This window comes from Candidatus Nitrosocosmicus franklandus (assembly GCF_900696045.1).
GTDB lineage: Archaea > Thermoproteota > Nitrososphaeria > Nitrososphaerales > Nitrososphaeraceae > Nitrosocosmicus > Nitrosocosmicus franklandus_A.
The window spans coordinates 2,066,146-2,091,423 of the sequence record NZ_LR216287.1; the positions used below are offsets into that span (position 1 = coordinate 2,066,146).

Below are 25,278 nucleotides of genomic sequence, written 5' to 3' on the forward strand. Positions count from 1 at the left end.
TCTATTTTGACTGACCGATAAAACACAAGAATTATTCCAGATGAAATACCCTCGCTTGCAAAATACTACTACTACTACTACTACTTCTCCTCATATTGTTGCATTTAAGGAGTGTGTATGTGTGTACCAGTATATCTAAAATTATCTAAGGTTTTGGATAAGGGCAAAGAATTTTTTTAGACAAGAGTAACAGTAAATACTATTGAAGATTGGAATTATTTCCGATACACATGACGATATTCAAAATACAAGAAAGGCGATTGAAATTTTCAATATGTTAAAAGTAGACCATGTATTTCATGCCGGTGATTATATTTATCCAGGTATGATTGCATTATTTGGTGAATTAAGACAAAATACAAAATTTTATGGCGTGCGAGGAAACAACGATGGGGAATTGACCGGCTTAATTAATCAATTTAGTAAACTTGAAAACGCCTACTTCTTAAATGAATTTGGAAAGGTATCCATTGAAGGTAGGGAAGTTGGAATCTATCATGGAACAAATTTACAACTTTGCAATGCCTTAATTGAAAGCCAGCTTTTTGACTTATTAATTCTGGGGCATACTCATATCAAAAGAATGGAAAAAATAGGCAAGACAATAGTACTGAATCCTGGTCCGTTAAATACTGGTTTTTTCCCTTCGTCATCCAACGATCTTCCATCCGTTATAATTTATGATCCAGATTACTCTGATTCAGAGAAGAATGAGGTGGTAAAGGAGAAGGAGGAGGAAGGTGCAGAAGAGGGTGAGGCCAAAGAACAATACCACGCCAGATTCATACCCATTCCTAGGAATTAATTCTGACTTAACAGATAAAGAAGGATGTTAAATAATTTAGAAAAAGAAGAAAGTTGAATTTCGGCTTGCAAGCTAGAACTTTTTTTGACTGCCCGTCTGAACTTGTCTGTGTATTTTGTTTACTTTATCTAGTAAATAATATATAAAATCATGAATAAGATATTCTAGGTTTAATATGAGTGATAAGGACGAGGCCAAAGTAAACGAATCTAAAGAATCAAGTGGTAGTAATAATAAATCTCACAAAAAAAATGATGGAACTATCGATGCAAAGAGCAGCAGTAGCAGCACCATCAGCGGCAATAATAACGATAAAGGTAATAAAATTCAAAAGACCGAACCATCCCCATCATCAACAACCACTAAACCATCATCATCGTCCTCGCCATCATCCCCATCATCCCCATCATCCCCATCATCCCCATCATCAACAACCACTAAACCATCATCATCCTCCTCCTCCTCCTCGTCTTCCACTCAAACAAGAGCAGAAAAACCAGTAAGTGTCCCAACCTCTACTACAAATACCACCACAAATACGCAAACAGAAATTGATTCTGCCAATTCGCATACAGTTCAAAAATCAAATGTCATTAATCCTATACCCGAATACAACAATCTGAATAGAGAATCTCTGTCAGTTCCTAAAATTACATCAAATTATTTCTGTTTCGATTGCGGCGCTATAATGACTACTATTGAAGATAAAGAAGAGCACATGAAAATTGAATCCGAAAGGAAAAATAACTCAGAGCTGATTACTGAAGAATAATATTTTATTTTTGTTTCAATATTTTATCTGTTTCTTGGAATGATCGAAATCCTGAAGGTAGAAAAAATTAGGTATCGTTTTGCTCGTATTTTTGAATATCTATGACTACTTTATCTCCTACTTTGATTTTTAGTTCCTCGTATTCTCTCATACTGACTTTAAATGTCGGTGAATCGCTCATTCCTCCTCCGCCAAACATATTTGTTATGTTAGACATTGCCTTTGGTAAATTCTTCATTAGGTCCTCTGGAGAAGTAAATGCCATTACGTTTGGACCAAAAGGATTCATTTGTTTATCGCCAGATTTTAAATATTCATTCGGATCTTTGAAAGACACATAGATGTATGGAGATCCATCGGTTAATGCCTCGATTTTAGCAACTATGAATTCTTTTTTCATTTATCATTTATAGTGGTAATCAATATAATAAATATTTAATTCATCAAAAATTTTAGCAAATTTAGACGTTTTCAGACGTCAAAAGCTTTAGCTTTAGAATCAAATTTGACGTTTCATTTTTTTCTTAATTACCAATATAGTTCTTACTCAAGTAATGTAACTCACTTCTGCAGGTGGAGCAAATTGTCATAGCCTTTCTTTAGAACTGAGTTATTCTTGAACATGTGTAGTGATTATTTCAAATTATGCTATCGATGATCGTATCGCAATCATTCCGGTATCTCATGTTGCAATACGCTCCTCGCGTTCAATTTCGCCGTCCTTTAGATGTATTATCCGGTCAGCCTTTTCTGCCAATTCGGGATTGTGAGTGACCATGATGATTGTTCTCCCGTATTTACTTGAGAGCATTTTTAAAAGATCAAATACCTCTTTTCCTGTTTTGGTATCCAAGTTCCCCGTGGGTTCGTCTGCCAGTATTATTGATGGATTATTCATTAGGGCTCTGGCAATGGCTACACGCTGCTGTTGACCTCCGCTAAGATTATAGGGTTTAAAATTGCCTTTATCATTAATTCCAAGAAGACTCATGATTTTAGATGCTCTTTCTAGGCGTTCCCTCTTGCTCACTCCTGCTATTATGCAAGGGATTTCAATATTTTTCAATACTGATGCTCTGTTTATCAGATTATATGACTGAAAAATAAAACCTATGGCGTTATTGCGCAGATAAGCTAGATGGCGATCGTCTAATGCAAAAACATCTTGCCCATTTATGAAAATGTCTCCATCTGTGGGTCGGTCCAACGTACCTATGATGTTTAACAATGTGGATTTTCCACTCCCTGATGGACCAACAATAGCTACAAACTCGCCCTTGATAACTTCAAAATTGATATTTTTGAGTACTGATATTTCCTCTGCTGATGAATTATAGCTTTTATAGATATGTTTAACTCTCAGAATCGGAGGGGATTGATCAGACAACAACGATGATGTTAAATTTAACGAGTCTGTCATATTACTCTTTAAATTTGGTTTTGACGCTATTAATTCAAGGCAAGTTCCTTATGTTCTCTGATACTACAACAAATTTAATGTAACTAGGGTATACAAGTAGTCATTGTTCTTTCCTTTTTGAGATTTGATGACGATTCTTTCAGAAGATTATAAACTCTATATTATAAGGATATCTGGTTGCTTGCTTGATCGCTTTGTATACAAATACAACTAAATGATTATCAAAACTTAAATATTATTTACAGTAAAATATAATATAATAATCTTATGAAAAAAATTACCTTAATAATATTATCTACCTTTGTTAGCGGGGTAATGTTACTAAACATTGAGATTATTAATTTTAATATATATGGGCAAGGGAATATTGATAGAAGTATAATTCCACTCCTTACTCCACCTTACCAAATAGTCAGTGAATTTAAGACTACTGATATGAACAAATTTAACGTAAGCTTTGTTAATAATATGCCCTAATATACAATGCTTTTCATATAAAATAATAATATAGAAATATTTATCAAAATCCATTAATATGTAATTCTAATAAATCAATTAAACATATGAATCGCGGGTTGAAATATTATGGTATTATGCTTACAATGATTGCTACGCTAGTTTTTACCCTTAATGATTTTGCGGTAGTAAATGCTACTACTGGCATTAATCAAAATAACTCTACTCAAATTAATCCGTTAAACGAATTACTTCCCGATTCTAGTGGTGTAAGCACCTGTGATGAATGTGCAGGCAATAATGGCGATGATAATGGCAACAATAGAAATGACGATAAAAGCGACGTAAGTAACAGAAATGACAACACCGATGACAATGATGGCCGCAGTAGCAGTAGTAGTAATAGTGATGATGATGATGATGATGACAACAAAGACAATGATGGCCGCAGTAGCAGTAGCAATGGAGACGATAGCAACAACAACAATAACAATAACGATGATGATGTACCTATGTCTTTACCATTCAACTCTAATGTAGCTGACGAATCAGACGATGAAGAAAAAGATTATTCCAGTGCAATCCCATTTCCGTGATTGATTGATATTTAAATCCTAAATTTATTATTTAGTAGACTTTGTCTAGACATAACTTTACAAATTCTCCGTGACCTTTATTTTCATTGTACACATTTCCATTTTCCATTATTATCTTACCTCTTGATATGGTCAAAACTGGCCAACCCTGCAACTGATAACCGTCATAGATAGTATAATCAGATGACGATTGCAAGATATCTGGGCTCACTTTTTTTGTAATATCTAAATCTATCACAACCAGGTCGGCGTCTGAACCTTTTTGTATAGTTCCCTTTTTTGGATAAAGTCCAAATATTCTTGAGGTATTATAACTGGTAATTTCTGCTAATCGAACAAGTGATAACTGTCTCATAATAACACCATAATGTAACAAAACTGGCAACATTGTTGCAACACCTGGAAAGCCTGCTAATGCGGTCCAAACATCATTTTGATTTCCAAGCTTTAAATCCAATGTATTTGCAACATGATCAGTTCCTATGGTATCAATTAGACCATTCTTAATAGCGTTCCATAAACTGGCAACATCGTTTTTTGTCCGTAGAGGCGGTACTACTTTTCCTATTAAATTATTGTAATCGACGGAATGAGTAAGATAATGGGGGCATGTTTCAACATATACGTTACATCCTCCTGCCTGTTTTTCATACAATATAGTATCTAATGCGTCATTTGAACCAATATGAACAAAATACAAATTTGTTCCATACTGTCTACCTATGTTCATTATTTTCTTTATTGCGGTAGATTCACTGGTGGTAGGTCTACATTCTGACCATGTTTTTAGTGGATTCTCATCCCGAGACTGTTTATTTTTATTATCATCAATCTTCTTTGCTGATTGTTCTTCTTTTTTTTCTTCGATTAATTTTGAACAAGTTTCATGATCTTCAGCATGAACCAGCACAACTGAATTCTTTAATTTTGAGGAGTGAAAGAGGACCTTTGAACAGAGATCATCTGTAACATGAACATTTTCTGGCAAAAGCAGATTTTCAGAGGGATTCATGTCCATTAGTATTCTGTTATCTGTGGATCCCAAATTCATGTACAGCTTAAACGAGCGTATACCCATGTCATATAAGTAAGAGATCTCTTGAATCTGATTGGGATTTAGGATTGATGCATGAATGGAATAATCTATAAAATGATTTCCTGCACTGGCATGCAAATGTTTTGAGATTTTTTGAGTATAGGGTTCATAAACCCGTAGCATACGCATTATTGTTGTTACCCCCCCAACGGCAGCAGATCTGGACTCTGTCTCTGAAGCCAATTCGATTGGTGAAAAAACTCCATAATGTACGTGTGGATCGATTAGTCCCGGTAATACATATTTCTCGTTTACATCAATAGATCTATCACATGAAACGTTGTCAATGGAGTTTGTCAATTCTTTTATTTTTCCGTTTTCAATCAAAATATTGCTTTTGATTATTCCCATTTTGGGAATCACAATATTTGCATTTCTGATTAATAAATCACAACTACTATTACTACTATTACCGCCCATGATTTTCTACACTTTTTTAAATATTTCAGACAAACGAGTCATTTTGAACTGACATTTGTCTCATGCTTTTTAAATTGGTTGTCGTTGAGGGCACAGTAACAAAGGTCAGGGGCCGGGATAAATAATCCTGTTTCCATTATTCCTGGGATCTTTTTTAACTCTCTCTCAATTCCTAGAATGTCCGAATAGTCGTTAAACATGACATCCAAAATTAGGTTTCCATTCTCTGTTACATATGGGTACCCTTTGTCCAAAGTTCTAAGCACTGGTGTACCACCAATCTTTTGAAGGAAAGGAATTACGGCAGTTCTACAAAATGGTAATATTTCAATTGGAACCGATCTGGAAAAACTGGAGACAAATTTCGTATAATCGGCGACAATTATCCTTTTTTTTGCAGAGAAATACAGAATTTTTTCACGAAGCAATGCTCCTCCACCACCTTTTATCAGGTGGAATCGGTCGTCAATTTGATCAGCTCCGTCTATGACAATATCGATGAGAGGTATTTGCGATTCGTCTATTATTTTCAAGTTTTTATTCTCTGCTTCAATTTTTATTTGCAAAGAAGTACATATGAATTCGCAATTTTCAGCCACCTCATCCGGTAATAATTTTACAATTTTAGTTACTGCTCTACCACTTCCCAATCCCACGAGTAGCTGTTTTTCAGAAAGTTGATATCTTATGATATCTTTTGCAATGTTTTCGAAACTATTATCTAATGTGCCATTATTTTTAGTGCTTGCAGTAGAAACGGACATAATTTCTTATGAATAAAGAGAAAATGAAGAATATTTAAATCGATTGAGACAGACAAAGGCACGACACAAATATTGCAACAATGATCTGCTGTTTAAGACTCTTCTAATCGCTTTAACGTCTTTAGAATATCCCTCTGGATCTTGTCTATTTCCTTGACATCAACATTTACCTTTTCGGTCTTATTCGTGTCTTTGGATCGGGGTTCATTTGATATTGACTCTAAATCATGTTCTATTTTGTATATTGTTTGGTTGTTGATATCATTATGTTCGTTATCGGTATTACTTGTTGTACTGCTACTACTATTACTACTACTGCTGCTGTTACTGATGATTTTCTCTTCAGGACTTTTCTCATCTGTCATTGGAGAAGTGTCGTTATTACCTTGTGTTGTGTTCTCAGAAGACTTGTTCTTTTCGGAATTTTCCTCATTTTTGTCTTCATTAAATTTTCTAGGTTTAATTTTTAAGATAGACGATTTAAGTCGACTAACCAGAGACCTTTGAGAACCGGTGTTTTCAAACACTAATGGCGATTTGACTGTGGGATTATTTACTGACATTGTTGTCAATGCCGTGTCTCTCGCTACTTCGATTCCTCTCCTGTGTTCTCCTACTACTTGCTCGGTTTTTGCTATTTTATTTACTGATCCTTTTTGCGGTTTGTTTTTGAATTCTGGATAACCCGTCATACTCGCCAGTTTCGAGTCTATTCGCTTTGTGTATTCTGTTAGCAGGGATTCTAATTGTTTCTTATATTCGTAAATTTCTTGAGCTTCGAGTATTGGATTGAGCTGAAAGACGCGTTTGTTATAGTTATCTAGCATATTGATATACTTGCGAGATAATCTGTCCCTTTCATACTCATCAATTCTCTTTTCATCAAAATATTGTTTTATTTTGCCAAGAGCATCTAAGGCAACTGCCTTTTCAAAATATAGATTATTTAGCTCATATTTTACATTGCCAAGCAAATTGTGTTTATCGTGTTTTCCCTTACTGATGTATCTGTAAAGAAAAATACCGCAAATTATGCCTAAAGCAGTAGAACTTGAAAATATGAGTATATCTAACATTCTTGCTGACTATGTGTATACGTGGATTGGAAATATAAAAATGGATTTTATTAACTGGTAAAGATTTTAAATTATCTTACTCGTCTTTTGATCCACTTGTACTTTCTAATCTTTGGATCAGGATATCCGCATTTTGCACATTCTTTCCCTCGCCTATGGAATGAATTGTGACCACATCTTCTACACCTTATGTGGGTTTTCTTTCGGGTAAATTTACCCATAGAAGTTGTTCCTTTAGTCAAACTACCTTGTTACCTCCTTCTCTCCCTTTTATTCTTATTTTACTACTACCTTGTTATTTGTACTGTGGTGGAGATATGATAACTACATTATCCCCTCTAACCACAATATTTCCAATTTCATCAGTCTTACCTTCTTCCAAAATTTCGACGGAGCTTTCTAATAATAGATTCATATGTTGATCAAAACCTTGTAAATTTCCTCTGATTACCTTGCCACCCTTTAATTTTATCAATACATCTTTACCGAGGCTTTCATCGAGGACTTTAACTGCCATATCTACCGACAAACTTATCTAACCTATTGTGTATCAAATCGATGTTCTATATTAAATTTAGTTTTTTACAATCCTAAGCACTGTTATTGTCGTTTTTATCGTTGATATTGATATTACACAAATCTTGGATCTGCAAACAATTTTAATGTGTTTTCGATTATTTGCACAAGCATTTTTTGACCCTTGTCTATAGTGGCATTTTGAGGATTCCCCCAGATACCGTTTTTTGTGAATTTAACAAATCCACCCGGACTATTAATGGACATGTTCAATCCCATCTTATATAGATCCTTGTCCTTTTCGTTTGTGATGTCAAAACCTTGTCTCGACACGTCCATTTTAACAAGCTCAGGATTAATGGCCAGCATAAGAGATGTCTCGATTTCTCCAGCATGATCAAATTTTTGATCGATCATTTGCCAATAATTAATGAAATAAAAAAAGTTCGATTCGATACCGTATTTAGTAAATAAATTCTGTCCTACATATTGTAGCAAACCCAAATTTCCGTGGTGACCATTTATTACAAATACTCGTTTAATACCCTGTTTATATAACGAATTGCAAATATTTGAAATAAGGTCTACTAATACGTTATAATCCAATGAAATATTAAACAATGGTTCGTGCTCGTAGGATACCCCATAGAAAATAGATGGCAAAAGAATCATTCTTGCTCTTTCAGATAATATTTTTGAGATATGTTCTACTATCAGGGTATCTGTGGCAAGCGGTAGATGGTCTCCATGTTGTTCTGTGGAGCCAAGAGGCAAGATGGCTAAGTCAATTTGCGAGTTTTGGAGCAGACTAGAAAAATTGCCTTGACTAATAAATTTAATATCCATGACCTATAAATAAAGTCTGGACAACGGATTAAAAAATGTGATATCTATTTGTAACTAACTTTTCCCCAATTTACTTCTAATCTGTCCTCCAAAAAGAGTTTTACAGCCTCAAGTAATGCAAACGCTTCTGCGCTCTGTCCTTTGGCCTTGATTGTTTCTAGTGTGTCATCTTGAGTGACTTTAAATGACTCTTGAATGATGATCGGACCTTGATCTAAGTCCTCGGTAACAAAATGTGCAGTACAGCCTATAATTCTTGCTCCCCTTTCATAAGCTTGGACATATGCGAAAGCACCCGGAAATGCAGGCAATAATGAAGGATGAATGTTTATAATTCTGTTAGGATAACGCCAAACAAAATTGGGGGTTAATATTCTCATATACCGTGCTAGGACAATTAGGTCAATGTCAAATCTTTCAATTAACTCTAAGATCTCCCTTTCGGCTACACTTTGTTCAGTATGATTAACAAAGAAAAAGGGAACAGCAAAGGATTCAGCAATAGACTTGAGTTTTTCATCGGAGCCGATTATCAATGAAATATTGCATTTAATTTCACCTGCTTTATGGGCGTTTAATATCTTTAGTAGGCAATGATCTTCTTTACTAACCAATATTGCAACATTTTTTATTTTGTTTTCTTCATGGAAATGAACTTTAACTTCCATTTCAAGTTTCTTTCCTAGGACATCGAGCTCCCTTTTCATTCTAGTCTTGTCAATTACAGGAAAGGATGCCTCTAGGTGCATGCCAAAGAGCCCTTTGACTACATTCTGGTTAATTTTTTCAATGTTCCCTCCATTTTTGAAAATATAGCTAGTTGTATCAGCTACTATCCCCTTCTTATCTTTGCCAACTATAGTTACTTCCACAAAGGTTTTGGGTTTAGTTTTATCTTGATTACGTTCAAGGTTATTGTTATTTTCTTCTTCTTCTTTGTCTTCTTCTTCTTCTTTGTCTTCTTTCATGTCTTTTGCTTCACCTTGCTCACTCTTTGTCATTTACGTTCAAAGAGATCTGCAATCCAGGATAAATATGATACACACAACGTTTCATGTACGAATTTATAGTATCTTTATTATCGCAATAAGAAATGGACCTTTATTGGTACTTGTTAGTTTTGTTTAACAGATATTTTTTGCGTCTATTTGCCACTTCTGATAGATACAAATATTGATCACTGGTAATACTTTTCCTCTCTTGTCTTTACTTTCTATACAACTATTCTAGAGATCCATCTCACCCGTTTTTTCTGAAAAGGAGCCTCTGCAATTCTTACAAGCTATACTTTGTAATCAACCTGCATATATTGTGACTAGACTATTCTTTAGCAATAATTCACCAGTTTCTTATTCAGTAAAATAATATACGAAAATTATAATGTGATCGTTTTAAGAATCATAAATATTATACACATTACCTTAAATTGTAATGATTACATTAAACAATAGGAAACCACTTATTTTAGCTGTGGTAGCTGTAGTCGCCTTTGTTATGTTATTGAGTCCCACTTTAGCAGTAAGTGATGTTTTGGCAAAAGAGAAGAAAAAGAAGGGTAACGATAGCGACCAAGAGATAGAGCAAGGGCAATCGTCTCGTCAAAATGCACAGTGTGTTTCTGGTGAAGATGTCGTACTTTCATGTAACCAATTGAGCCTTCAAGATCAAGATGACGAAGGAAATAATGCAGCAGGACAACAAAATGGTAAAGGAAAGAAGGGTAACGATAGCGACCAAGAGATAGAGCAAGACCAGGATAGCAGACAAAATAGCCAATGTGTTGCCGGCGATAGTATTCTAGCCTCATGTAACAACCTAAGCTTCCAAGATCAAGACAACGACGGAAATAATGCAGCAGGACAACAAAGTGGAGATGGAAAGAAAGGAAAGAAAGGTAATGACGGAGATCAAGGTATTGAGCAAGAGCAAGAAAATAACCAAAATGCACAGTGTGTTTCTGGTGAAGAAGCAATAGTTTCATGTAACCAATTGAGCTTCCAAGGCCAAGATAACGAAGGAAATAACGCACTAGGACAGGATTAATCATCCTTTTTTGTTTGTTATAATTATTCAATTCTAGTTAGTTTAGATATATCTATCCTACAGAACGAAAAAATATTTTTTGATTTTTGGCAATATCTGCCTATTTACATAATAGCTAATAATTATACCACATAATTATCAAAATTATTGGCTTAATTAAATTGATTTATTAGAAGGTAAAGATTAGTAAATATGTTATATGGGTAGTAGAAAAAGGAAGACTACACGACCTGTAAGAAAGACTAAATCTACTGAGGGAAGGTGTCCTAAATGCAAAACTATTGTAAGGTTCAACGTCTCCGGACAAGTTGGTAATGAGATTTATGAATGCGTGGGGTGCACAACCAAATATAAGATAGATGAATTGTGAATTATTTCTAATTTTCTGCCAATTTAAGGGAACGTTTTTGTATTGCAGAATTTTTAAAGTAACTAGTGTCAAGTAAAATAGAGTACACCGATAAAGTCTATCTATACAGCAGTGGGATGCCTGCAGAATTGATAGACAGAAGCAAGGAAAAATTAATTGAACATGGTGTCGACTTAAAAGATTTAGTTATAATCGAGTCTCCTGAAAATGTACCGGAAGGATCCATCATGATTACCCTTTGGCCTCATTACTTATCTGTTGCAAAGGTAAAAAAAGTGAGGGAAGGTTCAATTTATGCACCACAACTATTTAATATAGATATCTAAAATGACTAAACTAGACAATATGTTTCTTACATTCTTTTGCAAGAGAGAAAAACATTCTGACTGTCCTGGTAGCTGGCCGATGAATGAAACATGTGGTCCTGATGAGGATTGTTCTTTTGATATGAAGATGGTTCAATGTGAGTGTCCTTGCCATTCATCAAATTAGCTATTACTATTATTAGTACATCTACTTCTACTACCTATCATCTTACATAGATCATTCCAAACGTCTGATTCCGCCGCCTGTTTTATGGAGTTGACAAACCGAACCGTTGATACTTTCTTTCGCTCTTTTTCTATCCGATCACCATTTCCTTATGAAGGTTGTTGGATATTTCTAATGAAAGTCATGTCAAATTCATTGGAAGCCAATCAACAAATAGACTAAGAGAACAGAACGTCGAATAATGTATGGCGATTCAAATCCTTGCCTCAATTACAATATGTGTGTCGATACCGATGGAACAGAATTCAGTTCGGATAATACGCTTTTTATATAAACTATGATAAAGATCTATCAAATGGACAAGAACGATTCTAGTAATTCTTCTGCTTCCGCTACTGTAGCTGATGCTGAAAAATTAAACTTCCAGAATAAATGTGTGGATTTTTTAAATATTTCTGATAAAATTCGGTATGTTGGGATACTCAACAAGTTCGGTAGAACGATTGCTGGTAAGCTTAGAAAAGGAACAAGGCCTCTCTTGAATCCTGAGCAAGCAAGAGATGAACATTTCATTGAATCTGTAAGACAACAGCTGCGAAATTCATTTGATGCTTCTATAGGAAAAACTCTATTTTCAATTACCAAAAACGAACATGTTACATTGATACTAATTCCTTCACAAAGTCGAGAAGTGCTTTATTATATTACGACTGATAAAGAAGTCACACTTGATCGTGTAAATGATATAATTACAAAAGTCAAAGAATTAGAGTGAAAAGTAAAATGAAAATCTAATTAAAGTTTATTCTACTGCGCATTTCCTTATCTTTTATTATTGATGGATGATTCGGATCAACCAAAACTACCTCAAACCATGAATACATTCCATCCTGGTAAACCAAATAAGATCCCATTACTTTTAAATTGACATATTTTTCATTAACACGTCTTTCGGCCACTCTTTTCATGCTTATCTTTTGCTTTATCTTAACTACGCCTATGTGTTTGGGTCTTCTTCCTGCTACTGGACGTTGTTTTCTCATTCCTCCTCTGCCAACACGAATCCTTACAACAACGACACCTTGTTTAGCCTTGTACCCTAATGCTCTAGCTCTGTCAAGACGACTAGGATGTTCGATTCTCTTTACTGTGGATTCTCTTCTCCATTGATATGCTTTACTCTTTAATTCCTGAGGCCTTGTTTTCAACATTGACTTCCATGTTTCCGCAATATGGCTATACATTATATCCTTGAATTATTTCTACCCATTAATATTTTATTTGGGTGAGGCTAACACGCTGCTTCAAATAATGATGGATTTGAGTTGATATAAAAGGCTACTTTTATAGGGTGGTATATGGGGATTAGGAGGAAGTCGATCCACATGATGCGGTAATGACAATAATGACGAGCAAGCGGTAGCGGTTGTAAATAGACTATTGACAAGGGGGAGCGGTAATGATGGTGATAGTGCTGGTGATGGTGCTGGTGGGATTAATATTAGTAGTATAGCTGTGGTGTTCGATACGATAGCAAGAGGATAATTGTTGTAAAAAGCACTCCCACAAATAAGATGTTTTTGATGTTGCCCCTGCATTTATCCAGATATTAAATTGAAAGTAAGGTTGGTTGATGAAAGACAGGAAGGGGATATATGAAGGTGATTGTAATGGATGGCAGTGGGCACAAGCAGAACAAGCGGAAATAGAAAGACAATCTAAGGAGCACAAAAAAATTGAAGAAGAGATTGGATTATCTCTTTTTCTACTACTTGTATATTCCTAACGTCTACCCATTCTTTCAGGTTTTTTCTGACCGGGTTGAATCCTTTTTTCAAATCTTTTTACGAAATTATTCTTATTCCTAACCCTTGAAGGGGGACTGGTTCTTTCTCTTGCCTGAATTTTAGGGGTTTGTCCTCTAACTTTTCCAGCTTTTGTTAACGATCCGTGAGTCGGCATAACTTATGTATGACGAATCTCATATTTATTGTATACAACTAGTACATTAGGATATAGGCAACTCTTACCATGATTAAAAAATTCATGGCAATCAAATACTAAATCACCATTATTTAAATTGAAGAATCCCTCTATCTGTTATGCAATTAATGTCAGTTCTGAATTTAGACCTTACAAAAGAGATTCAAAGACTCAAAAAGGAGAAGAATGCTATCGTTCTAGCTCACAATTACCAGATTTCTCCTGTTCAGGATGTAGCTGACTTTGTAGGTGACTCTCTAAAATTATCTCGATTGGCCGGAGAGACAGATGCTTCGTATATAATATTTTGTGGAGTTCATTTCATGGCTGAAACTGCTTCAATAATTAGTCCTGACAAGAAAGTGCTTATTCCGGATTTGGAAGCAGGGTGCTCATTGGCTTCATCTATTAATCCAAATGAACTTTTGAAATGGAAAAATGAAAACCCTGATGCTGTAGTAGTTAGTTATGTAAATACATCTGCAGAGGTAAAGGCGTTGTCAGATTATTGCTGCACGTCTTCTAATGCAGTAAAAGTAGTACAAAGTATACCTGAAAGTAACACTATTTTGTTTTTGCCTGACATGTTTTTGGGTGCTTATGTAGCAGAGGTTACCAAAAGAAAAAACATCAAGATTTGGCCTGGCGAATGTCATGTTCACGCTGGCATAACTGACAAAGATATTAACCGTATGTTAAACAAGTATGTAAATGCTGAATTCATGGTACATCCCGAATGTAGCTGTACTTCCTCTACACTTTACCATATTTCAAACGGAGATATTAACGGAGAAAGTAAGATACTTTCTACTGAAGGTATGATGAATGAGGCAAGGGTATCGAAAAATAATCAATTTCTCGTAGCAACTGAGGTTGGAATATTATCTCGAATGCGTCAGGAAAATCCTTCCAAGGAATTCATTCCTGTAAAGGAGGATGCAATTTGCAAGTACATGAAAAAGATTACTATTGAAAAAGTATACAATTCACTAGTTAATGATGTATATGAGGTAAAGGTACCTGAAGATATTGCAAGAAAGGCTATTATACCAATAGAGAGAATGCTTGCGATATCATAGTCGTTTTTCCTTTTTTTGTTATCTCTTTTTTTAAAACATAAAAATAGACTCTAAAGGTAGTTATCAACATAGATAAAAACAATTTTTGTAACAATGATACTGATTTTTTGCTTTCAATTGATCTGTTTATCTGCTGGAAATCTCCAGACTGTAATCTATTGATTCAACAGAATGAGTTAATGAGCCAATGGAAATTACATCTGGACGCGAGGAGGCATAATCATAAATGTTATCGTAGTTGATACCTCCTGAAATCTCTATGATTATTTTATCTCGCAAACCGGCTTTCTTAACTTCCTCCAACGAACCTCTTACCCTTTCAGGAGTGAAATTGTCCAACATTACGATGTCGGCTCCAGACCTGATAGCTTCAAAGATGCCATTTTGGTCTACTACTTCGCATTCTATTATTCTATTATTTCCATATGCTCTTTTTGCTAATTCGATTGCCTTTCTTACTGATCCCACAATAGATATGTGGTTATCTTTTATTAGTATCAATTGATCCATTCTTGTTCTGTGTGAAATTCCTCCACCTAGGATCACTGCCTTTTTGTCAAAGTATCTTAATCCTGGGGCCGTTTTTCTTGTCGACGCTATGCGAACCACCTGCGCCAAGTCATCAAGTTTATCTACAAACTGCCTGGTTTTGGTTGAAATACCGCTCATACGCATTATTATGTTCAGTGCTGTTCGTTCAGCTTTTAAAATAGATCTGGCTGAACCATTAACTGACATTATTTCTGTACCTGTTGAAATAATTGAACCGTCTTCTACCAATGGTGTTGCCTTGCACCCACAAATTTCGAAAACTAGTATTGCTTCCTTAAGACCGCTTGCTACAATAGACTTGGTATTATCTTTTGTCTTACATACTATAGTTCCTGACGATTCTATTTCCTTTGGAATTAACAAATTACTAGTGATATCACCTGTCCCAATATCCTCTTTTAAAAAATTAGCTAAAATGGCTCTTAATTCTAATTCGGAATTGAAAAAAAAATTTCCCTTTAGGTTATCATAATTGTAAATAGTATCAAAATTTTTCAATTCAAATTATGTTATGTTACTTTTAGAGCATATTTGTGGGGAACTGTTATTTCCAAAGTTGTTGCAACCTTTGATTTTTTGGGTTCGAGTATTAACATGATTCCAAACCAGTCTTTTGTTAGTTCTGTAGATTTACAAACCGGACACATTTTACCTGTTGTCAGTGCTTTACATTTCTTACATGCAACTTCTTTTACCAATACATATCACTATTTCAATATTGCTCTTTTATCTTTTGTCTTTTTTTCCTGATTTGGCCTCTGCAGTAGCTTTATTATCTCCTGTACTGCCGGAGCCTTCCTTGCTTTCCTTACTACTACTGCTTTCTCCCTGTGCACGTCTTATTTCTTTCTCTACCCATTCCAGGGCGCCCAAAAACGGCTGCCTACAAGTTATACCGATCTTACCCATAGATGCACTCTTGCCCAAACTTATCGCAGTTATCCTCGCACGGATTTTGGACCCAATCCGAAGCGTTTTTTCAGATTGGTTTGATAATATCAAACCCTGTTTTACATCACTTTTCAAATAATCGTCTGTAATTTGTGACAAATGTAGTAGTGCATCAGTAGGTCCTATCCTGACAAACGCACCAAAATCAGTAATTTCGACTACTTCACCCTCAACTACCTCGTGAAGCTTTGGATAAAATGTCAGGGCCGTGAAATTAACCTTGTGATAAGTAGCACCATCGCCCGCAATCACTTTTCCCACGGCATTGGTCTCTGCATCAATTATTTGAATAACATAACCGAGATCAGCGCTAACCATACTTTCATATTTTTCCTTTAAAATTCCAATAGCTGTTGATTTTAGAGAATTAGTTAGCTTACTTGGGGGGATTCTCACTACGTCGGACATATGTGCTATAGCAAACATAATAAAGATAAGACATATATCCAGAACCATCAGTTTATGAACTTTATGTTTTTTTGGATAGTAGGTTATGGAAAGTTATGAGCCTAGTTTTTAATCTTTTGTTATTATTACTTTTGAGAATGAATGATTTAAATAGAATCGTAACCCGATTTTTATATCATCATGGTTACTGTGGATAAAGTCATTAGTGCTTTAAAAAATGTCAAAGATCCTGAGTTACACAAAGATATAGTATCTATGGGGATGATTAAAGATATTACAATTAATGACGATAAACTTGCTTTTACATTAGAGTTGACTACTCCTGCCTGTCCTTTTAACAGTGAGATCGAACAAGATGTAAGAAATACGATTTCAAGTTTGGGTATCAAAGACCTGGATTTAAAGGTAACAGCCCGTGTTATGGAGGGTCGAACAATAACCATGGATCAAATTCTTCCAGGAGTCAAAAATATCTTGGCCGTAGCAAGCGGAAAAGGAGGTGTAGGTAAAACTACTGTTTCGGTAAACTTGGCCGTTGCTTTGGCAAAGACTGGGGCTAAAGTGGGTATTTTGGACGCTGATGTTTATGGACCAAGTGTGCCATTGATGTTGGGACTTAAGGATGTTCCCGAGGTCATTGAAGGCAAGATTCAGCCTCCAGTTGCTGAGAATGTTAAAGTAATGTCTATGGGATTTTTCTATGAACAGTCTCAGCAGGCTGGAATCTATCGTGGACCGATTATTGCTGGAATAGTCAAACAATTTATTACAGATGTTAATTGGGGTGAGCTGGACTATTTGATCATCGATCTTCCGCCAGGTACAGGAGATGCGCCACTCACTATGGCTCAAACTATTCCAATAACAGGAATTTTAATCGTTACTACCCCACAGGAAGTAGCCATGAATGTGGCAGTCAAATCTATAGGTATGTTCAACAAGTTAAACATTCCAATCATAGGTGTTATCGAAAACATGAGTTACTTAAAGTGCCCTAATTGCGACGAAAAAATCCACATCTTTGGTGAAGGAGGTGGTTTGAAGATAAGCGAGCAATTCAAGATTCCATTTATAGGAGAAATACCTCTTACTTCTCAAATAATGAAAGGCAGTGATACCGGTACATCTGTTCTTATCTCCGATCCCGACTCCGAATATGCCCAAGCATTTAATAAAATATCAAAGATTACCGCTGGAAGAATTAGTGTTATTGCATCAGAACTGATGGAGCAGGAAAAGTCTCAAGAACAATCTCAAGAAAAGTAGCATGGTTTTATAAAAGAATAATAGTAACATCCAGAATAAATAATCGCGCACTCACACACAAAACCCTTCCGGATCAAACCAATACCTGATTATAAATAAAAATAGCCATTTGTTTTGCCCTTTTTATCTAACAGAAAATCGTTCTTAAAAAAAATTAAATTAAAAAATGTCTGAATAGACTACTGATATATACACCCAGTCTACTACTATTACTATTAAATTAAAAAATGATACTGGATCCAACAAAATTAGATGTACTAAAAAAGCCCTTTGGGATCTTGATAAAAGATGATGAAGTTACTGCTAAAACGGTAACAGAAATATTGAGCCAAGCACAACAGGTCGTAGCAGTTGGTGATACAACTACAGAAAGGTTGGTTGGATTTGGAATTATACCTTACATTTCAGTTACAGACTGTAAAGAAAAGAGGGTTGTAAAGACCTCAAAATTTGAATACCCTGTGGATAAAACAATCCGTTTTCAAAACAAACCCGGAGAATTATCAGAGCAGGTAGTCAGGGAGATAAGGGAATTAGTTTTGGCCAATGCCAATGATGATATGAAAACCAGAATTCGGATACTTATCGATGGAGAAGAGGATCTTGTAGCTCTTCCATTTTTTATGTATTCTCCAAACGATTGGATGATTTGTTACGGACAACCAAATGAGGGTTTGGTTATTGTTCACGTAACAGAGGATTCAAGGAAGAGGGCTGCGTCAATATTTAATAAAGTGTTTATTTAAAATTGTCTGACACAGGGTATGATGATACGGTGGCTGTATGATTCTAAAGGAGATGATTTGATTTTACCATTGTCTGACCCTGACCCTGACCCTGACCATGACCCTGCTGAAATACTGTATTAGTTTTCTGTTGTAACACGTGAATGTTAAAAATCCTCATAAAGGGCCAAAAGAGAAGAGAAGTGACCTGGTTGGGGCATAGTAAAGAAGCGATGATGATGATATTCAAGGCGCAGCAGCAAAAGCAGTAGTGGAAATGGCAATAGCAATATCGGTATTATCGATTAAAAAAGTTAGTCAGTCCCTCGATGTTTCAAAATTATAATCGTTAGCTATCACATCCGCAGCCATCTTTGCCCACATCGTGTGAAACTATTTTGTACTTTCTTCTGCAGTCTTCACATACACTATCTGATTCATTTGTCAGAGCAGCGTCACAGAATACACATACCTTAGACATGAAATTGTATGGGGCTTTTTAAAATAAATCCTTATCTCTATTCTTGTGATCATATTCTAGCAAATGAATACGCATTCAAGGTCGGTCTATGCTGATGTAGTAGTGGCCACTTCGTTGTACCCTTTTACATTATCTTACTAATTACGTCAATATATGTGTGGTAACAAAGATCCTCATCATACCTATAGCTATTCATATCATTAATAGATCAACAGCAACAACTATGCTAGACATTCTGATCCAGTAAGATGACAATCTGAATAATTTTTCAATTTAACATCCGTCAGGATCTTTTTTCTACATGTACTATTTGATGAGATCTAGATCTGGTTAGTTGATCATGCTCTGTTTTGGTATAGTTTGTAAACAGAACCTGTTACATCACTAATATAGTTCCAATTTTCAGGATTGATATCCACTACAGAAAAGTATTCTTGTTCCTCTTTGGATAGAACGTCATATATGAGCTGACCAACAATTATGTGATTGACTCGTGCATATGCTGTCATTTTTGAAGCAATACTAATGGTATACCCTAATATGTCGTAAACTGGTTTCTTTGCTGAAATTATGTCGCTGCTCTTTTGGATGGTTTTATAATCATATTTTGATAAATCATTTATCTTGTCTACATGTGGATAATACTTTACGATCACGTTCTCACCGTAATCTATTCCTATCCTAACTCCAAGCTCTGGATAATCGTATTGTGCAAACACTGGATTAAATCCTTGATTAATCACTTTTATCATTGTGCGAGCGCAATTAATAGCATTAATACAAAATGTGTATAGATGATCCGAATTTACGTTGAAAAAACCAATTATTGCATCGCCTATGTATTTTAGCACATATCCACCATAAAGACGGATAATTTTTGTCATTTCTTGAGTAAATGTCTGTATGATTTTTGAAACTCGTTCGATGGGAAGGTTCATTGAGAGTTTTGTTGAGCCTACTATATCGATATTCAAAATTATCAGTTTGATTTTGTCATAATTATACTCACTTAGAATTTCTTGTGTTTCTTCGAAGGGGGCGGTGAAAATAGGATCTGCCCTTAGGGCCTTCCACATGCTTGATTGAGAAGCAGAAATAACCTTTTGAATATCGATCAGAGCATCAACGTGGAAAACGGAGAGGTCGTTTATTTTAGCTTTGCTTATTAATCTACTGTTGTTTTCTCTTTCTTTCTTATCATTTACATTCTTAATGACATCTGTGACTTCCTCTAGGTCAATATCTAGTTGCAAAGAAATAATTTCTGGGGGAATTCCTGAGTCAAAAAGGTTGATGATCGTCTGATGTTGTTCATATTTATCAATCTTGTTTGATTGTTGAATATCGTTATCGTTGCTTCCTATAGCGTCCTCATCTGAATTTGAAATTTCTTTCTCACCTGCCTACCTCTGTATCTCTACTACTACTACTACTAAATTAAATTCAAGACATCATTAAAATATCTATGGCAAATTATCATTGATAAATCCATCAATATATCTTACTCCTTGTTTTTTTTGACTTGATAACTATCTATCCCATCTGATACCGTGGAGTCTTGTCTTTAGTTTGTTGATTGTGTTTGATGTTTGCATCCTCTCTTACGTTGTTCTAAAACTGTATCTTTTATTGTTCTTTTTTAAGTAATTAGGTGACACTGGTATTGCTGTTGCTGCTATTATTGTTGTCGTCATCTTTATGAGTCAACTCGTCAATACCACCTAGTCTTTGAAGGGCATTTAAGATTTCTTTGTCTATTTTATCAAGTTCTGGATTGCTATTATTCTCTCTGGTTGCTGAGTGAAGTCCTTTATTGTCTGTCTGACTGTAATTTTGGTTTCGAAGAAGGTGGTCATCCTCTCCTCCTCCTCCTTCTTCTCCTCCGTAACTATTGATATCGCTGTTATTTCTTTTAATATTTTGATCTACGCTCTGGAATTCACTACTCTGTTCTGAAGGAGCGTGCTTATCAGAACCTTGACGAAGCTTTAGGTAATCATGGGCTAGTGGGTAATAATTGTGACTTGTGTTAATTTCAGGGATATGAGGTGAATCGACATGATGTGCATTAGAAATAGATGATACGGTAGTGTTGGATATGCTAGACGGTGAATCAGTTACTGTGTGTCTGTCACCAATCGAGAAATTGTCATCACCTTGATATTGTAGCTTCGAATCTTGGTTGTCAGAATTACCGTTTAGAGTGTCGTGCGCAACCTCATTGTCCCTTTCCAAATCTACATTTAGAGATTCTGATCCGGTTGAATTTCTGTCTCCACGTTCATCAAAATGACTAGAGGTAAATCCTGTGGAGTTATTGTAAATTACAGAGGCCGTTGTTGACGCAAAAGAACCAAGTGTAGCAAGAGAGATAAAAGCATGTGAGTTGGGTAATGTAAAATAGGATGAACTGTTTACATATGGCACTGTTTTCGTGTTTCCTGTAATTGCTGAATTGATGAGAGATGTATTAGCAGCTGTGTGGGCTATATGACCAGGATTAATTATACCTGCATCAACAGCACCTCCAGCAACTGATGAAACCATCTTTGAAAGTGCTTCCTTTTGCTCTTTGGTTGTGGTTGATATTTCTGTGAGAATATCACTGAGCCTAATTTGAATTGCCGTTAATCTTTTCTCTAACTTCTTGTCATACTCGGTATTTTTAATACTTGGAGAGGAAGATTCAAGATTAATTTTGTTTAACTTTAAAAAGGTTGTAAGAATCAAAATAGCAATAATACCCATCTGCACAAAGACTGTAATTAACAGAATATCTGAAGACATTTCTACACCGAACAATTAATAGAGTGTTAGAATTTTTCTCTCTTTTAAGTCTAATCTAGGGCTATTCTTGCAAACTCCAGCGTAGTGAATCAGAATTTTTAAGCAAATATTTGATACGCTTGGATATGCTACGTGGATCGTCACCACAGCCATATTGGGAATAAAAGTTATTTCCAATGTAGCATGCCTTAGAACACTTTTGGTCAACTAGGGTTGCCTGACTGTATTTAGATATACCTAGAATCATTTTCGGCAGGTCTCTTAAGATCTGTAGTAGTCCTGAACGTGAAGCATATGCTCTGTCTTCCTTGACGTACCAAAACATACGGGTAGGGTCTTTATGATAGTTCTTAAAGACTGAATTTTTTAGCCTTGTAGACCTTTCGGTATCATAATGGCCCATGATTTCTATTCTTTTTCTGGAAATATGGTAGATTGCCATAGCAAATTTAGAGCATGAGGAGCAGTAATTATCATAGATGAGAGTGGGAAAATGAAATTCAGTTTCAGACATCCTCTATTTATATTTGGATATACAACCATTTAATTATTAAAGGACAATCGATAGGGTCAGACTTTCTCGACTCAACTTGTTATTATGCTGATATGTGGTGTCAAACCCTGGTCAAACCCTGGTCAAACCCTGGTCAAACCCTGGTCAAACCCTGGTCAAACCCTGGTCAAACCCTGGTCAAACCCTGGTCAAACAGCATTTCTCCATAGGTTGAGGTATTATTCTGATTTTTAATATAAGCAGTTTCACTTACAATTTATTTGAATAAATAAAATGGGAAACAAAATTCCTCATGCTATAAGGATACAAGTGTTAAACGGATTGCTGTCTGGCACTTCACACAGCGATATAGCTTTTAGTTTAGGTATTTCGAAGGGGACAGTGTCCAACATCCTTAACGAGTGCAGAAAACAGGGCGTAGTAGACATAGATTTGTTAAGAAGCTTTGCACGTAAAATGAAAGATCAAGGTCTTGAGCTAAATGATCTTGCCTTCTCATTGCATCTAAGGAACATGTTAAAAATTTTGGAATTATCTGAGGAAAAACTGGACGAATTCTTACTGGCACTGAGTATATATAACTATAAAAATAATATTCAAAACCCTGAAAAATTTATCAAAGAAGTGAAAAAAGTCTCTGACTATGTTGCTCGATTGGATGTATCCATTTTTGATCTTGTCGATTACATTGAAGAAAGAAAAGTTGAACTAAAGAAATTAGAAATAGAGATCTATTCCGCAAAAATGGATTTGGGAATGTTAAAGTATAGACAAAAGCAAATAGAGTCACATATCAAAAGAGCTAGTAATAACAAAACCATTGAAAATAATACAAGTATTCTATAATATGAAATTGATATTGTCTACATTGTTTATAGAATACAAAAGAACTAGTATTCACGGTTAACAAAAGTACTGTATGTTGATAAGGTTGATCTCTAAGAAATCTTTTGTATTTAGTCTTTAGGGCTTGAATTATGGAAGAAAATATTTAAATTGAAAAAACATTTCAAGGGTTAATGTGTGGAAGATTTTAATTCCAAAGAAAATTGCATACGGGGAAAATGCAGCAAAGGAGTTTGACTACCCTGACAACGCATTGATTATAACAACTACTGAAAGCAAGATTTACGAAAAATGGATAGAGTATATGGGCATAAAAAATTATACTATTTACGATAAGGTGACTCCAGACCCGGCTATAGAGACAATTGAATCTATCAAGGCAGAGTTTGAGGGGAAGAATATTTCTTGCTACATTGGATTGGGAGGAGGAAGCTCAATGGATGTCTGTAAATATCTAAGTAAATTAACCGGAATTCCTAAGATATTGATTCCAACTACTTTTGGAACTGGGGCTGAAATGACTACATATGCTGTCATTAGCTTTGATCATAAGAAAAAACTATTACAAGATGAGGCATTTTTGGCCGATGCAGCTATAGTTGATCCTTATTTCTTACCTGGTACACCTTTCAATATAATGCGCAATTCTGCCTGTGATGCAGCTGCACAGGCATCTGAGGGATATGATAGTAAACTTGCAAATCCTTTAACCAAATTATTCTGCAAAGAAGCCTTTGACATATTGGAAGATGCTATAATTAACGACAAACCTGAATTGTTGCCATACGGTGCCATGTTGTCGGGCATCGGCTTTGGTAATTCATCGACCACTTTGGGACATGCACTTTCTTATGTATTTTCCAATGAGGGGGTTCCTCATGGATACGCACTTTCTTCGTGTACAACTGTAGCCCACAAATTTAATAATTCTCAGTATACTGAGAGATTCAAGAAAATATGTCAAAAATTGAAATTTGAACCCTTGAAGCTAAAACTACCACTTGATGAGGCAGCCGATGTTATCATGCCCGATAGGGGACACCTAGACAATAATCCACGAGATGTTTCGAAGGAAGACATCATTAAATGCTTGGATGAGATAGTAAATAGCAATCCACTTGCATAACTTTATTATTTTTAAATAGGAAAAACTATAAATTCATATTATTTCTTTATCAAGTTATCTTATGACTACCATTAAGAAAAGTATGGAAATTGCCGCACCATTGAACGAGGTTTTTACTTATTTTGCAAGGCCAGAACACATGGCAGATCAATTTCCAGAAAATATGGGTCTAAATGTAATTCCCTTGGAAGTTAAAAATGGATTTGGAGTAGGAACAATCTTCAGGATAAGTGGAGATTTTGACGGTAAAAAACTAGAATGGGATTGTGAAACTATCGATTATATTCCACATAAGAAAATAGTCGCTAAAATGATTGAGGGGCCTTTCAAACACTGGCAAATTACTGTGGACTTTGAAGAATTGGGAGAAAAAAAGACCAGAACTTCTCTTACAGTCGACTATGACATGCCTATGGGTCCATTAGGAGGCTTGATAGACAAGGTCAAATTAAAGAAAATAGCTGAAAGAGGTATGGAAAATGGTTTGTATCGTGTTAAAGCACTGTTAGAGGGAACCGGTTCAATTCCTGTATACATTACCCTCGAAGCCTATCGAAAGGTTTTGAAAGAAAAAGAGCTCAGAAAGTGTTCGGTTTCTGAAGCTATAGTTGCGATTATCAATCAAAACGAAAAGGCAACAGCAACAGCAGCTCAAGTCTAGAAGACTAAACTTTCTTACCTTTGTGATTCAAGTTCTACGTAGTTTGATTTAAATAGTGTTTTATTGATTTCTTTTGATCGTAGGGTTCGTAGCTCAGCCAGGTAGAGCGTCTGGCTCTTAACCAGATCAAAAGAGGTTAAAATGTCGTGGGTCCGAATCCCACCGAACCCGCTACTATGTTGGTCTTTTTATTCCACCCATTATACTATAATAGCATAATAAATGAC

The 25,278-nt window shown here is 35.4% G+C and carries 32 protein-coding genes and 1 tRNA gene; 15 read left to right on the top strand and 18 right to left on the bottom strand.

The genetic code is table 11. From position 1 onward, the window contains the following. The first annotated feature begins 202 nt into the window (after positions 1–202). The gene (locus NFRAN_RS09720; RefSeq protein ID WP_172602262.1) at positions 203–805 is read left to right on the top strand and encodes a metallophosphoesterase; all 603 of its coding nucleotides are present in this window, start codon (positions 203–205) and stop codon (positions 803–805) included. A gap of 175 nt (positions 806–980) precedes the next feature. Next, positions 981–1,577: a hypothetical protein gene (locus NFRAN_RS13910; RefSeq protein ID WP_172602263.1), complete on the top strand. Its 597-nt coding sequence runs from the start codon at positions 981–983 to the stop codon at positions 1,575–1,577. 67 nt (positions 1,578–1,644) lie between these two features. Here NFRAN_RS13910 and NFRAN_RS09725 read toward each other — a convergent pair whose 3' ends face one another. Together NFRAN_RS09725 and NFRAN_RS09730 are read right to left on the bottom strand one after the other, a co-directional pair. Continuing rightward, on the bottom strand, positions 1,645–1,977 hold the full coding sequence (locus tag NFRAN_RS09725) for a hypothetical protein (RefSeq protein WP_134484804.1): 333 nt from the start codon (positions 1,975–1,977) through the stop codon (positions 1,645–1,647). A 282-nt stretch (positions 1,978–2,259) separates the two neighbouring features. Beyond that, on the bottom strand, positions 2,260–2,997 hold the full coding sequence (locus NFRAN_RS09730) for an ABC transporter ATP-binding protein (protein ID WP_134484805.1): 738 nt from the start codon (positions 2,995–2,997) through the stop codon (positions 2,260–2,262). A 593-nt stretch (positions 2,998–3,590) separates the two neighbouring features. Here NFRAN_RS09730 and NFRAN_RS09735 point away from each other — a divergent pair. Further along, entirely contained in the window at positions 3,591–4,049 is a 459-nt protein-coding gene (locus NFRAN_RS09735; RefSeq protein ID WP_134484806.1) for a hypothetical protein, read from the top strand. Between the two features lie 31 nt (positions 4,050–4,080). Here the strand turns inward: NFRAN_RS09735 and NFRAN_RS09740 are convergent, their stop codons facing one another. The 7 genes from NFRAN_RS09740 to NFRAN_RS09770 all read right to left on the bottom strand — a co-directional run bounded on the left by NFRAN_RS09740 (position 4,081) and on the right by NFRAN_RS09770 (position 9,768). Then, on the bottom strand, positions 4,081–5,565 hold the full coding sequence (locus tag NFRAN_RS09740; RefSeq protein WP_134484807.1) for a dihydroorotase: 1,485 nt from the start codon (positions 5,563–5,565) through the stop codon (positions 4,081–4,083). A gap of 38 nt (positions 5,566–5,603) precedes the next feature. Continuing rightward, positions 5,604–6,329: a ribose 5-phosphate isomerase A gene (rpiA, locus tag NFRAN_RS09745; protein WP_134484808.1), complete on the bottom strand. Its 726-nt coding sequence runs from the start codon at positions 6,327–6,329 to the stop codon at positions 5,604–5,606. A 92-nt stretch (positions 6,330–6,421) separates the two neighbouring features. Further along, complete coding sequence (locus tag NFRAN_RS09750; RefSeq protein WP_134484809.1) at positions 6,422–7,405, bottom strand: hypothetical protein; 984 nt, start codon at positions 7,403–7,405, stop codon at positions 6,422–6,424. A 71-nt stretch (positions 7,406–7,476) separates the two neighbouring features. Further along, positions 7,477–7,647: a 50S ribosomal protein L37e gene (locus NFRAN_RS09755; RefSeq protein WP_134484810.1), complete on the bottom strand. Its 171-nt coding sequence runs from the start codon at positions 7,645–7,647 to the stop codon at positions 7,477–7,479. Between the two features lie 53 nt (positions 7,648–7,700). Continuing rightward, positions 7,701–7,934 carry an LSm family protein gene (locus tag NFRAN_RS09760; protein ID WP_134484811.1) on the bottom strand — a complete coding sequence of 78 codons (234 nt, stop codon included), beginning with the start codon at positions 7,932–7,934 and terminating at the stop codon, positions 7,701–7,703. A gap of 101 nt (positions 7,935–8,035) precedes the next feature. Continuing rightward, positions 8,036–8,767 (bottom strand): creatininase family protein, encoded by a 732-nt coding sequence (locus tag NFRAN_RS09765; protein WP_134484812.1) that lies wholly within the window; start codon positions 8,765–8,767, stop codon positions 8,036–8,038. Between the two features lie 44 nt (positions 8,768–8,811). After that, positions 8,812–9,768: a formyltetrahydrofolate deformylase gene (locus NFRAN_RS09770; RefSeq protein ID WP_232037991.1), complete on the bottom strand. Its 957-nt coding sequence runs from the start codon at positions 9,766–9,768 to the stop codon at positions 8,812–8,814. Between the two features lie 430 nt (positions 9,769–10,198). Here NFRAN_RS09770 and NFRAN_RS09775 point away from each other — a divergent pair, with 430 nt between their 5' ends. The 4 genes from NFRAN_RS09775 to NFRAN_RS09785 all read left to right on the top strand — a co-directional run bounded on the left by NFRAN_RS09775 (position 10,199) and on the right by NFRAN_RS09785 (position 12,447). Continuing rightward, a complete protein-coding gene (locus NFRAN_RS09775; protein ID WP_134484813.1) occupies positions 10,199–10,810 on the top strand; it encodes a hypothetical protein in 612 nt (203 codons plus the stop codon). A 199-nt stretch (positions 10,811–11,009) separates the two neighbouring features. Continuing rightward, complete coding sequence (locus NFRAN_RS13915; protein WP_172602264.1) at positions 11,010–11,180, top strand: hypothetical protein; 171 nt, start codon at positions 11,010–11,012, stop codon at positions 11,178–11,180. A 65-nt stretch (positions 11,181–11,245) separates the two neighbouring features. Next, a complete protein-coding gene (locus tag NFRAN_RS09780; protein ID WP_134484814.1) occupies positions 11,246–11,506 on the top strand; it encodes a hypothetical protein in 261 nt (86 codons plus the stop codon). Positions 11,507–12,027: 521 nt separating this feature from the next. After that, the gene (locus NFRAN_RS09785) at positions 12,028–12,447 is read left to right on the top strand and encodes a DUF6659 family protein (RefSeq protein ID WP_134484815.1); all 420 of its coding nucleotides are present in this window, start codon (positions 12,028–12,030) and stop codon (positions 12,445–12,447) included. A gap of 16 nt (positions 12,448–12,463) precedes the next feature. On the opposite strand, the gene NFRAN_RS09790 is transcribed toward NFRAN_RS09785, so the two are convergent. After that, on the bottom strand, positions 12,464–12,916 hold the full coding sequence (locus tag NFRAN_RS09790; RefSeq protein WP_134484816.1) for a 50S ribosomal protein L15e: 453 nt from the start codon (positions 12,914–12,916) through the stop codon (positions 12,464–12,466). A 389-nt stretch (positions 12,917–13,305) separates the two neighbouring features. Between NFRAN_RS09790 and NFRAN_RS13920 the strand changes: the two genes are divergently transcribed. After that, positions 13,306–13,458 (top strand): hypothetical protein, encoded by a 153-nt coding sequence (locus NFRAN_RS13920; protein WP_172602265.1) that lies wholly within the window; start codon positions 13,306–13,308, stop codon positions 13,456–13,458. Here the strand turns inward: NFRAN_RS13920 and NFRAN_RS09795 are convergent. After that, on the bottom strand, positions 13,455–13,634 hold the full coding sequence (locus NFRAN_RS09795; RefSeq protein WP_134484817.1) for a 30S ribosomal protein S30e: 180 nt from the start codon (positions 13,632–13,634) through the stop codon (positions 13,455–13,457). The two genes, NFRAN_RS13920 and NFRAN_RS09795, sit on opposite strands and share 4 nt — an antisense overlap. 149 nt (positions 13,635–13,783) lie before the next feature. Here NFRAN_RS09795 and nadA point away from each other — a divergent pair, with 149 nt between their 5' ends. After that, on the top strand, positions 13,784–14,734 hold the full coding sequence (gene nadA / locus NFRAN_RS09800) for a quinolinate synthase NadA (RefSeq protein WP_134485804.1): 951 nt from the start codon (positions 13,784–13,786) through the stop codon (positions 14,732–14,734). Between the two features lie 126 nt (positions 14,735–14,860). On the opposite strand, the gene nadC is transcribed toward nadA, so the two are convergent. From nadC to NFRAN_RS09815, 3 genes are read right to left on the bottom strand one after another with little or no spacing between them, the layout of a single operon-like run. Next, positions 14,861–15,784 carry a carboxylating nicotinate-nucleotide diphosphorylase gene (nadC, locus tag NFRAN_RS09805; protein WP_134484818.1) on the bottom strand — a complete coding sequence of 308 codons (924 nt, stop codon included), beginning with the start codon at positions 15,782–15,784 and terminating at the stop codon, positions 14,861–14,863. Between the two features lie 11 nt (positions 15,785–15,795). Further along, the gene (spt4, locus tag NFRAN_RS09810; protein WP_134484819.1) at positions 15,796–15,984 is read right to left on the bottom strand and encodes a transcription elongation factor subunit Spt4; all 189 of its coding nucleotides are present in this window, start codon (positions 15,982–15,984) and stop codon (positions 15,796–15,798) included. A gap of 28 nt (positions 15,985–16,012) precedes the next feature. After that, positions 16,013–16,663: a DNA-directed RNA polymerase gene (locus NFRAN_RS09815; RefSeq protein WP_134484820.1), complete on the bottom strand. Its 651-nt coding sequence runs from the start codon at positions 16,661–16,663 to the stop codon at positions 16,013–16,015. Positions 16,664–16,825: 162 nt separating this feature from the next. Here NFRAN_RS09815 and NFRAN_RS09820 point away from each other — a divergent pair, with 162 nt between their 5' ends. After that, on the top strand, positions 16,826–17,911 hold the full coding sequence (locus tag NFRAN_RS09820; RefSeq protein WP_134484821.1) for an Mrp/NBP35 family ATP-binding protein: 1,086 nt from the start codon (positions 16,826–16,828) through the stop codon (positions 17,909–17,911). A 227-nt stretch (positions 17,912–18,138) separates the two neighbouring features. Further along, complete coding sequence (locus NFRAN_RS09825; RefSeq protein ID WP_134484822.1) at positions 18,139–18,657, top strand: GTP-dependent dephospho-CoA kinase family protein; 519 nt, start codon at positions 18,139–18,141, stop codon at positions 18,655–18,657. A 328-nt stretch (positions 18,658–18,985) separates the two neighbouring features. Here NFRAN_RS09825 and NFRAN_RS14370 read toward each other — a convergent pair whose 3' ends face one another. From NFRAN_RS14370 to NFRAN_RS09840, 4 genes are all read right to left on the bottom strand, one after another. Further along, on the bottom strand, positions 18,986–19,117 hold the full coding sequence (locus NFRAN_RS14370; RefSeq protein ID WP_269472323.1) for a hypothetical protein: 132 nt from the start codon (positions 19,115–19,117) through the stop codon (positions 18,986–18,988). A gap of 338 nt (positions 19,118–19,455) precedes the next feature. Beyond that, entirely contained in the window at positions 19,456–20,370 is a 915-nt protein-coding gene (locus NFRAN_RS09830) for an adenylate/guanylate cyclase domain-containing protein (RefSeq protein WP_134484823.1), read from the bottom strand. Positions 20,371–20,764: 394 nt separating this feature from the next. After that, on the bottom strand, positions 20,765–21,904 hold the full coding sequence (locus tag NFRAN_RS09835) for a hypothetical protein (RefSeq protein ID WP_134484824.1): 1,140 nt from the start codon (positions 21,902–21,904) through the stop codon (positions 20,765–20,767). A gap of 61 nt (positions 21,905–21,965) precedes the next feature. Next, complete coding sequence (locus NFRAN_RS09840) at positions 21,966–22,418, bottom strand: hypothetical protein (protein ID WP_134484825.1); 453 nt, start codon at positions 22,416–22,418, stop codon at positions 21,966–21,968. Positions 22,419–22,691: 273 nt separating this feature from the next. Here NFRAN_RS09840 and NFRAN_RS09845 point away from each other — a divergent pair, with 273 nt between their 5' ends. From NFRAN_RS09845 to NFRAN_RS09860, 4 genes are all read left to right on the top strand, one after another. Further along, on the top strand, positions 22,692–23,264 hold the full coding sequence (locus tag NFRAN_RS09845) for a MarR family transcriptional regulator (protein ID WP_134484826.1): 573 nt from the start codon (positions 22,692–22,694) through the stop codon (positions 23,262–23,264). Positions 23,265–23,439: 175 nt separating this feature from the next. Continuing rightward, a complete protein-coding gene (locus NFRAN_RS09850; protein ID WP_134484827.1) occupies positions 23,440–24,390 on the top strand; it encodes an iron-containing alcohol dehydrogenase in 951 nt (316 codons plus the stop codon). A gap of 61 nt (positions 24,391–24,451) precedes the next feature. After that, entirely contained in the window at positions 24,452–25,051 is a 600-nt protein-coding gene (locus NFRAN_RS09855; protein WP_134484828.1) for an SRPBCC family protein, read from the top strand. Between the two features lie 82 nt (positions 25,052–25,133). Then, positions 25,134–25,222: transfer RNA gene (locus NFRAN_RS09860), tRNA-Lys, on the top strand. Positions 25,223–25,278: the final 56 nt, after the last annotated feature.

What these genes read in the sequence shown, in the direction of transcription:
- NFRAN_RS09735 (WP_134484806.1), top strand. Translation starts at nt 3,591, where the DNA reads ATGCTTACAATGATTGCTACGCTAGTTTTTACCCTTAATGATTTTGCG.
- NFRAN_RS13920 (WP_172602265.1), top strand. Translation starts at nt 13,306, where the DNA reads ATGAAAGACAGGAAGGGGATATATGAAGGTGATTGTAATGGATGGCAG.
- NFRAN_RS09820 (WP_134484821.1), top strand. Translation starts at nt 16,826, where the DNA reads ATGGTTACTGTGGATAAAGTCATTAGTGCTTTAAAAAATGTCAAAGAT.
- NFRAN_RS09825 (WP_134484822.1), top strand. Translation starts at nt 18,139, where the DNA reads ATGATACTGGATCCAACAAAATTAGATGTACTAAAAAAGCCCTTTGGG.
- nadA (WP_134485804.1), top strand. Translation starts at nt 13,784, where the DNA reads ATGTCAGTTCTGAATTTAGACCTTACAAAAGAGATTCAAAGACTCAAA.
- NFRAN_RS13915 (WP_172602264.1), top strand. Translation starts at nt 11,010, where the DNA reads ATGGGTAGTAGAAAAAGGAAGACTACACGACCTGTAAGAAAGACTAAA.
- NFRAN_RS09815 (WP_134484820.1), bottom strand. Translation starts at nt 16,663, where the DNA reads ATGTTTGCTATAGCACATATGTCCGACGTAGTGAGAATCCCCCCAAGT.
- NFRAN_RS14370 (WP_269472323.1), bottom strand. Translation starts at nt 19,117, where the DNA reads ATGTCTAAGGTATGTGTATTCTGTGACGCTGCTCTGACAAATGAATCA.
- NFRAN_RS09740 (WP_134484807.1), bottom strand. Translation starts at nt 5,565, where the DNA reads ATGGGCGGTAATAGTAGTAATAGTAGTTGTGATTTATTAATCAGAAAT.
- NFRAN_RS09730 (WP_134484805.1), bottom strand. Translation starts at nt 2,997, where the DNA reads ATGACAGACTCGTTAAATTTAACATCATCGTTGTTGTCTGATCAATCC.
- NFRAN_RS09845 (WP_134484826.1), top strand. Translation starts at nt 22,692, where the DNA reads ATGGGAAACAAAATTCCTCATGCTATAAGGATACAAGTGTTAAACGGA.
- NFRAN_RS09790 (WP_134484816.1), bottom strand. Translation starts at nt 12,916, where the DNA reads ATGTATAGCCATATTGCGGAAACATGGAAGTCAATGTTGAAAACAAGG.
- NFRAN_RS09775 (WP_134484813.1), top strand. Translation starts at nt 10,199, where the DNA reads ATGATTACATTAAACAATAGGAAACCACTTATTTTAGCTGTGGTAGCT.
- NFRAN_RS09770 (WP_232037991.1), bottom strand. Translation starts at nt 9,768, where the DNA reads ATGACAAAGAGTGAGCAAGGTGAAGCAAAAGACATGAAAGAAGACAAA.
- rpiA (WP_134484808.1), bottom strand. Translation starts at nt 6,329, where the DNA reads ATGTCCGTTTCTACTGCAAGCACTAAAAATAATGGCACATTAGATAAT.
- NFRAN_RS09725 (WP_134484804.1), bottom strand. Translation starts at nt 1,977, where the DNA reads ATGAAAAAAGAATTCATAGTTGCTAAAATCGAGGCATTAACCGATGGA.
- NFRAN_RS09750 (WP_134484809.1), bottom strand. Translation starts at nt 7,405, where the DNA reads ATGTTAGATATACTCATATTTTCAAGTTCTACTGCTTTAGGCATAATT.
- NFRAN_RS09835 (WP_134484824.1), bottom strand. Translation starts at nt 21,904, where the DNA reads ATGTCTTCAGATATTCTGTTAATTACAGTCTTTGTGCAGATGGGTATT.
- NFRAN_RS13910 (WP_172602263.1), top strand. Translation starts at nt 981, where the DNA reads ATGAGTGATAAGGACGAGGCCAAAGTAAACGAATCTAAAGAATCAAGT.
- NFRAN_RS09765 (WP_134484812.1), bottom strand. Translation starts at nt 8,767, where the DNA reads ATGGATATTAAATTTATTAGTCAAGGCAATTTTTCTAGTCTGCTCCAA.
- NFRAN_RS09855 (WP_134484828.1), top strand. Translation starts at nt 24,452, where the DNA reads ATGACTACCATTAAGAAAAGTATGGAAATTGCCGCACCATTGAACGAG.
- NFRAN_RS09795 (WP_134484817.1), bottom strand. Translation starts at nt 13,634, where the DNA reads ATGCCGACTCACGGATCGTTAACAAAAGCTGGAAAAGTTAGAGGACAA.
- NFRAN_RS09785 (WP_134484815.1), top strand. Translation starts at nt 12,028, where the DNA reads ATGGACAAGAACGATTCTAGTAATTCTTCTGCTTCCGCTACTGTAGCT.
- NFRAN_RS09840 (WP_134484825.1), bottom strand. Translation starts at nt 22,418, where the DNA reads ATGTCTGAAACTGAATTTCATTTTCCCACTCTCATCTATGATAATTAC.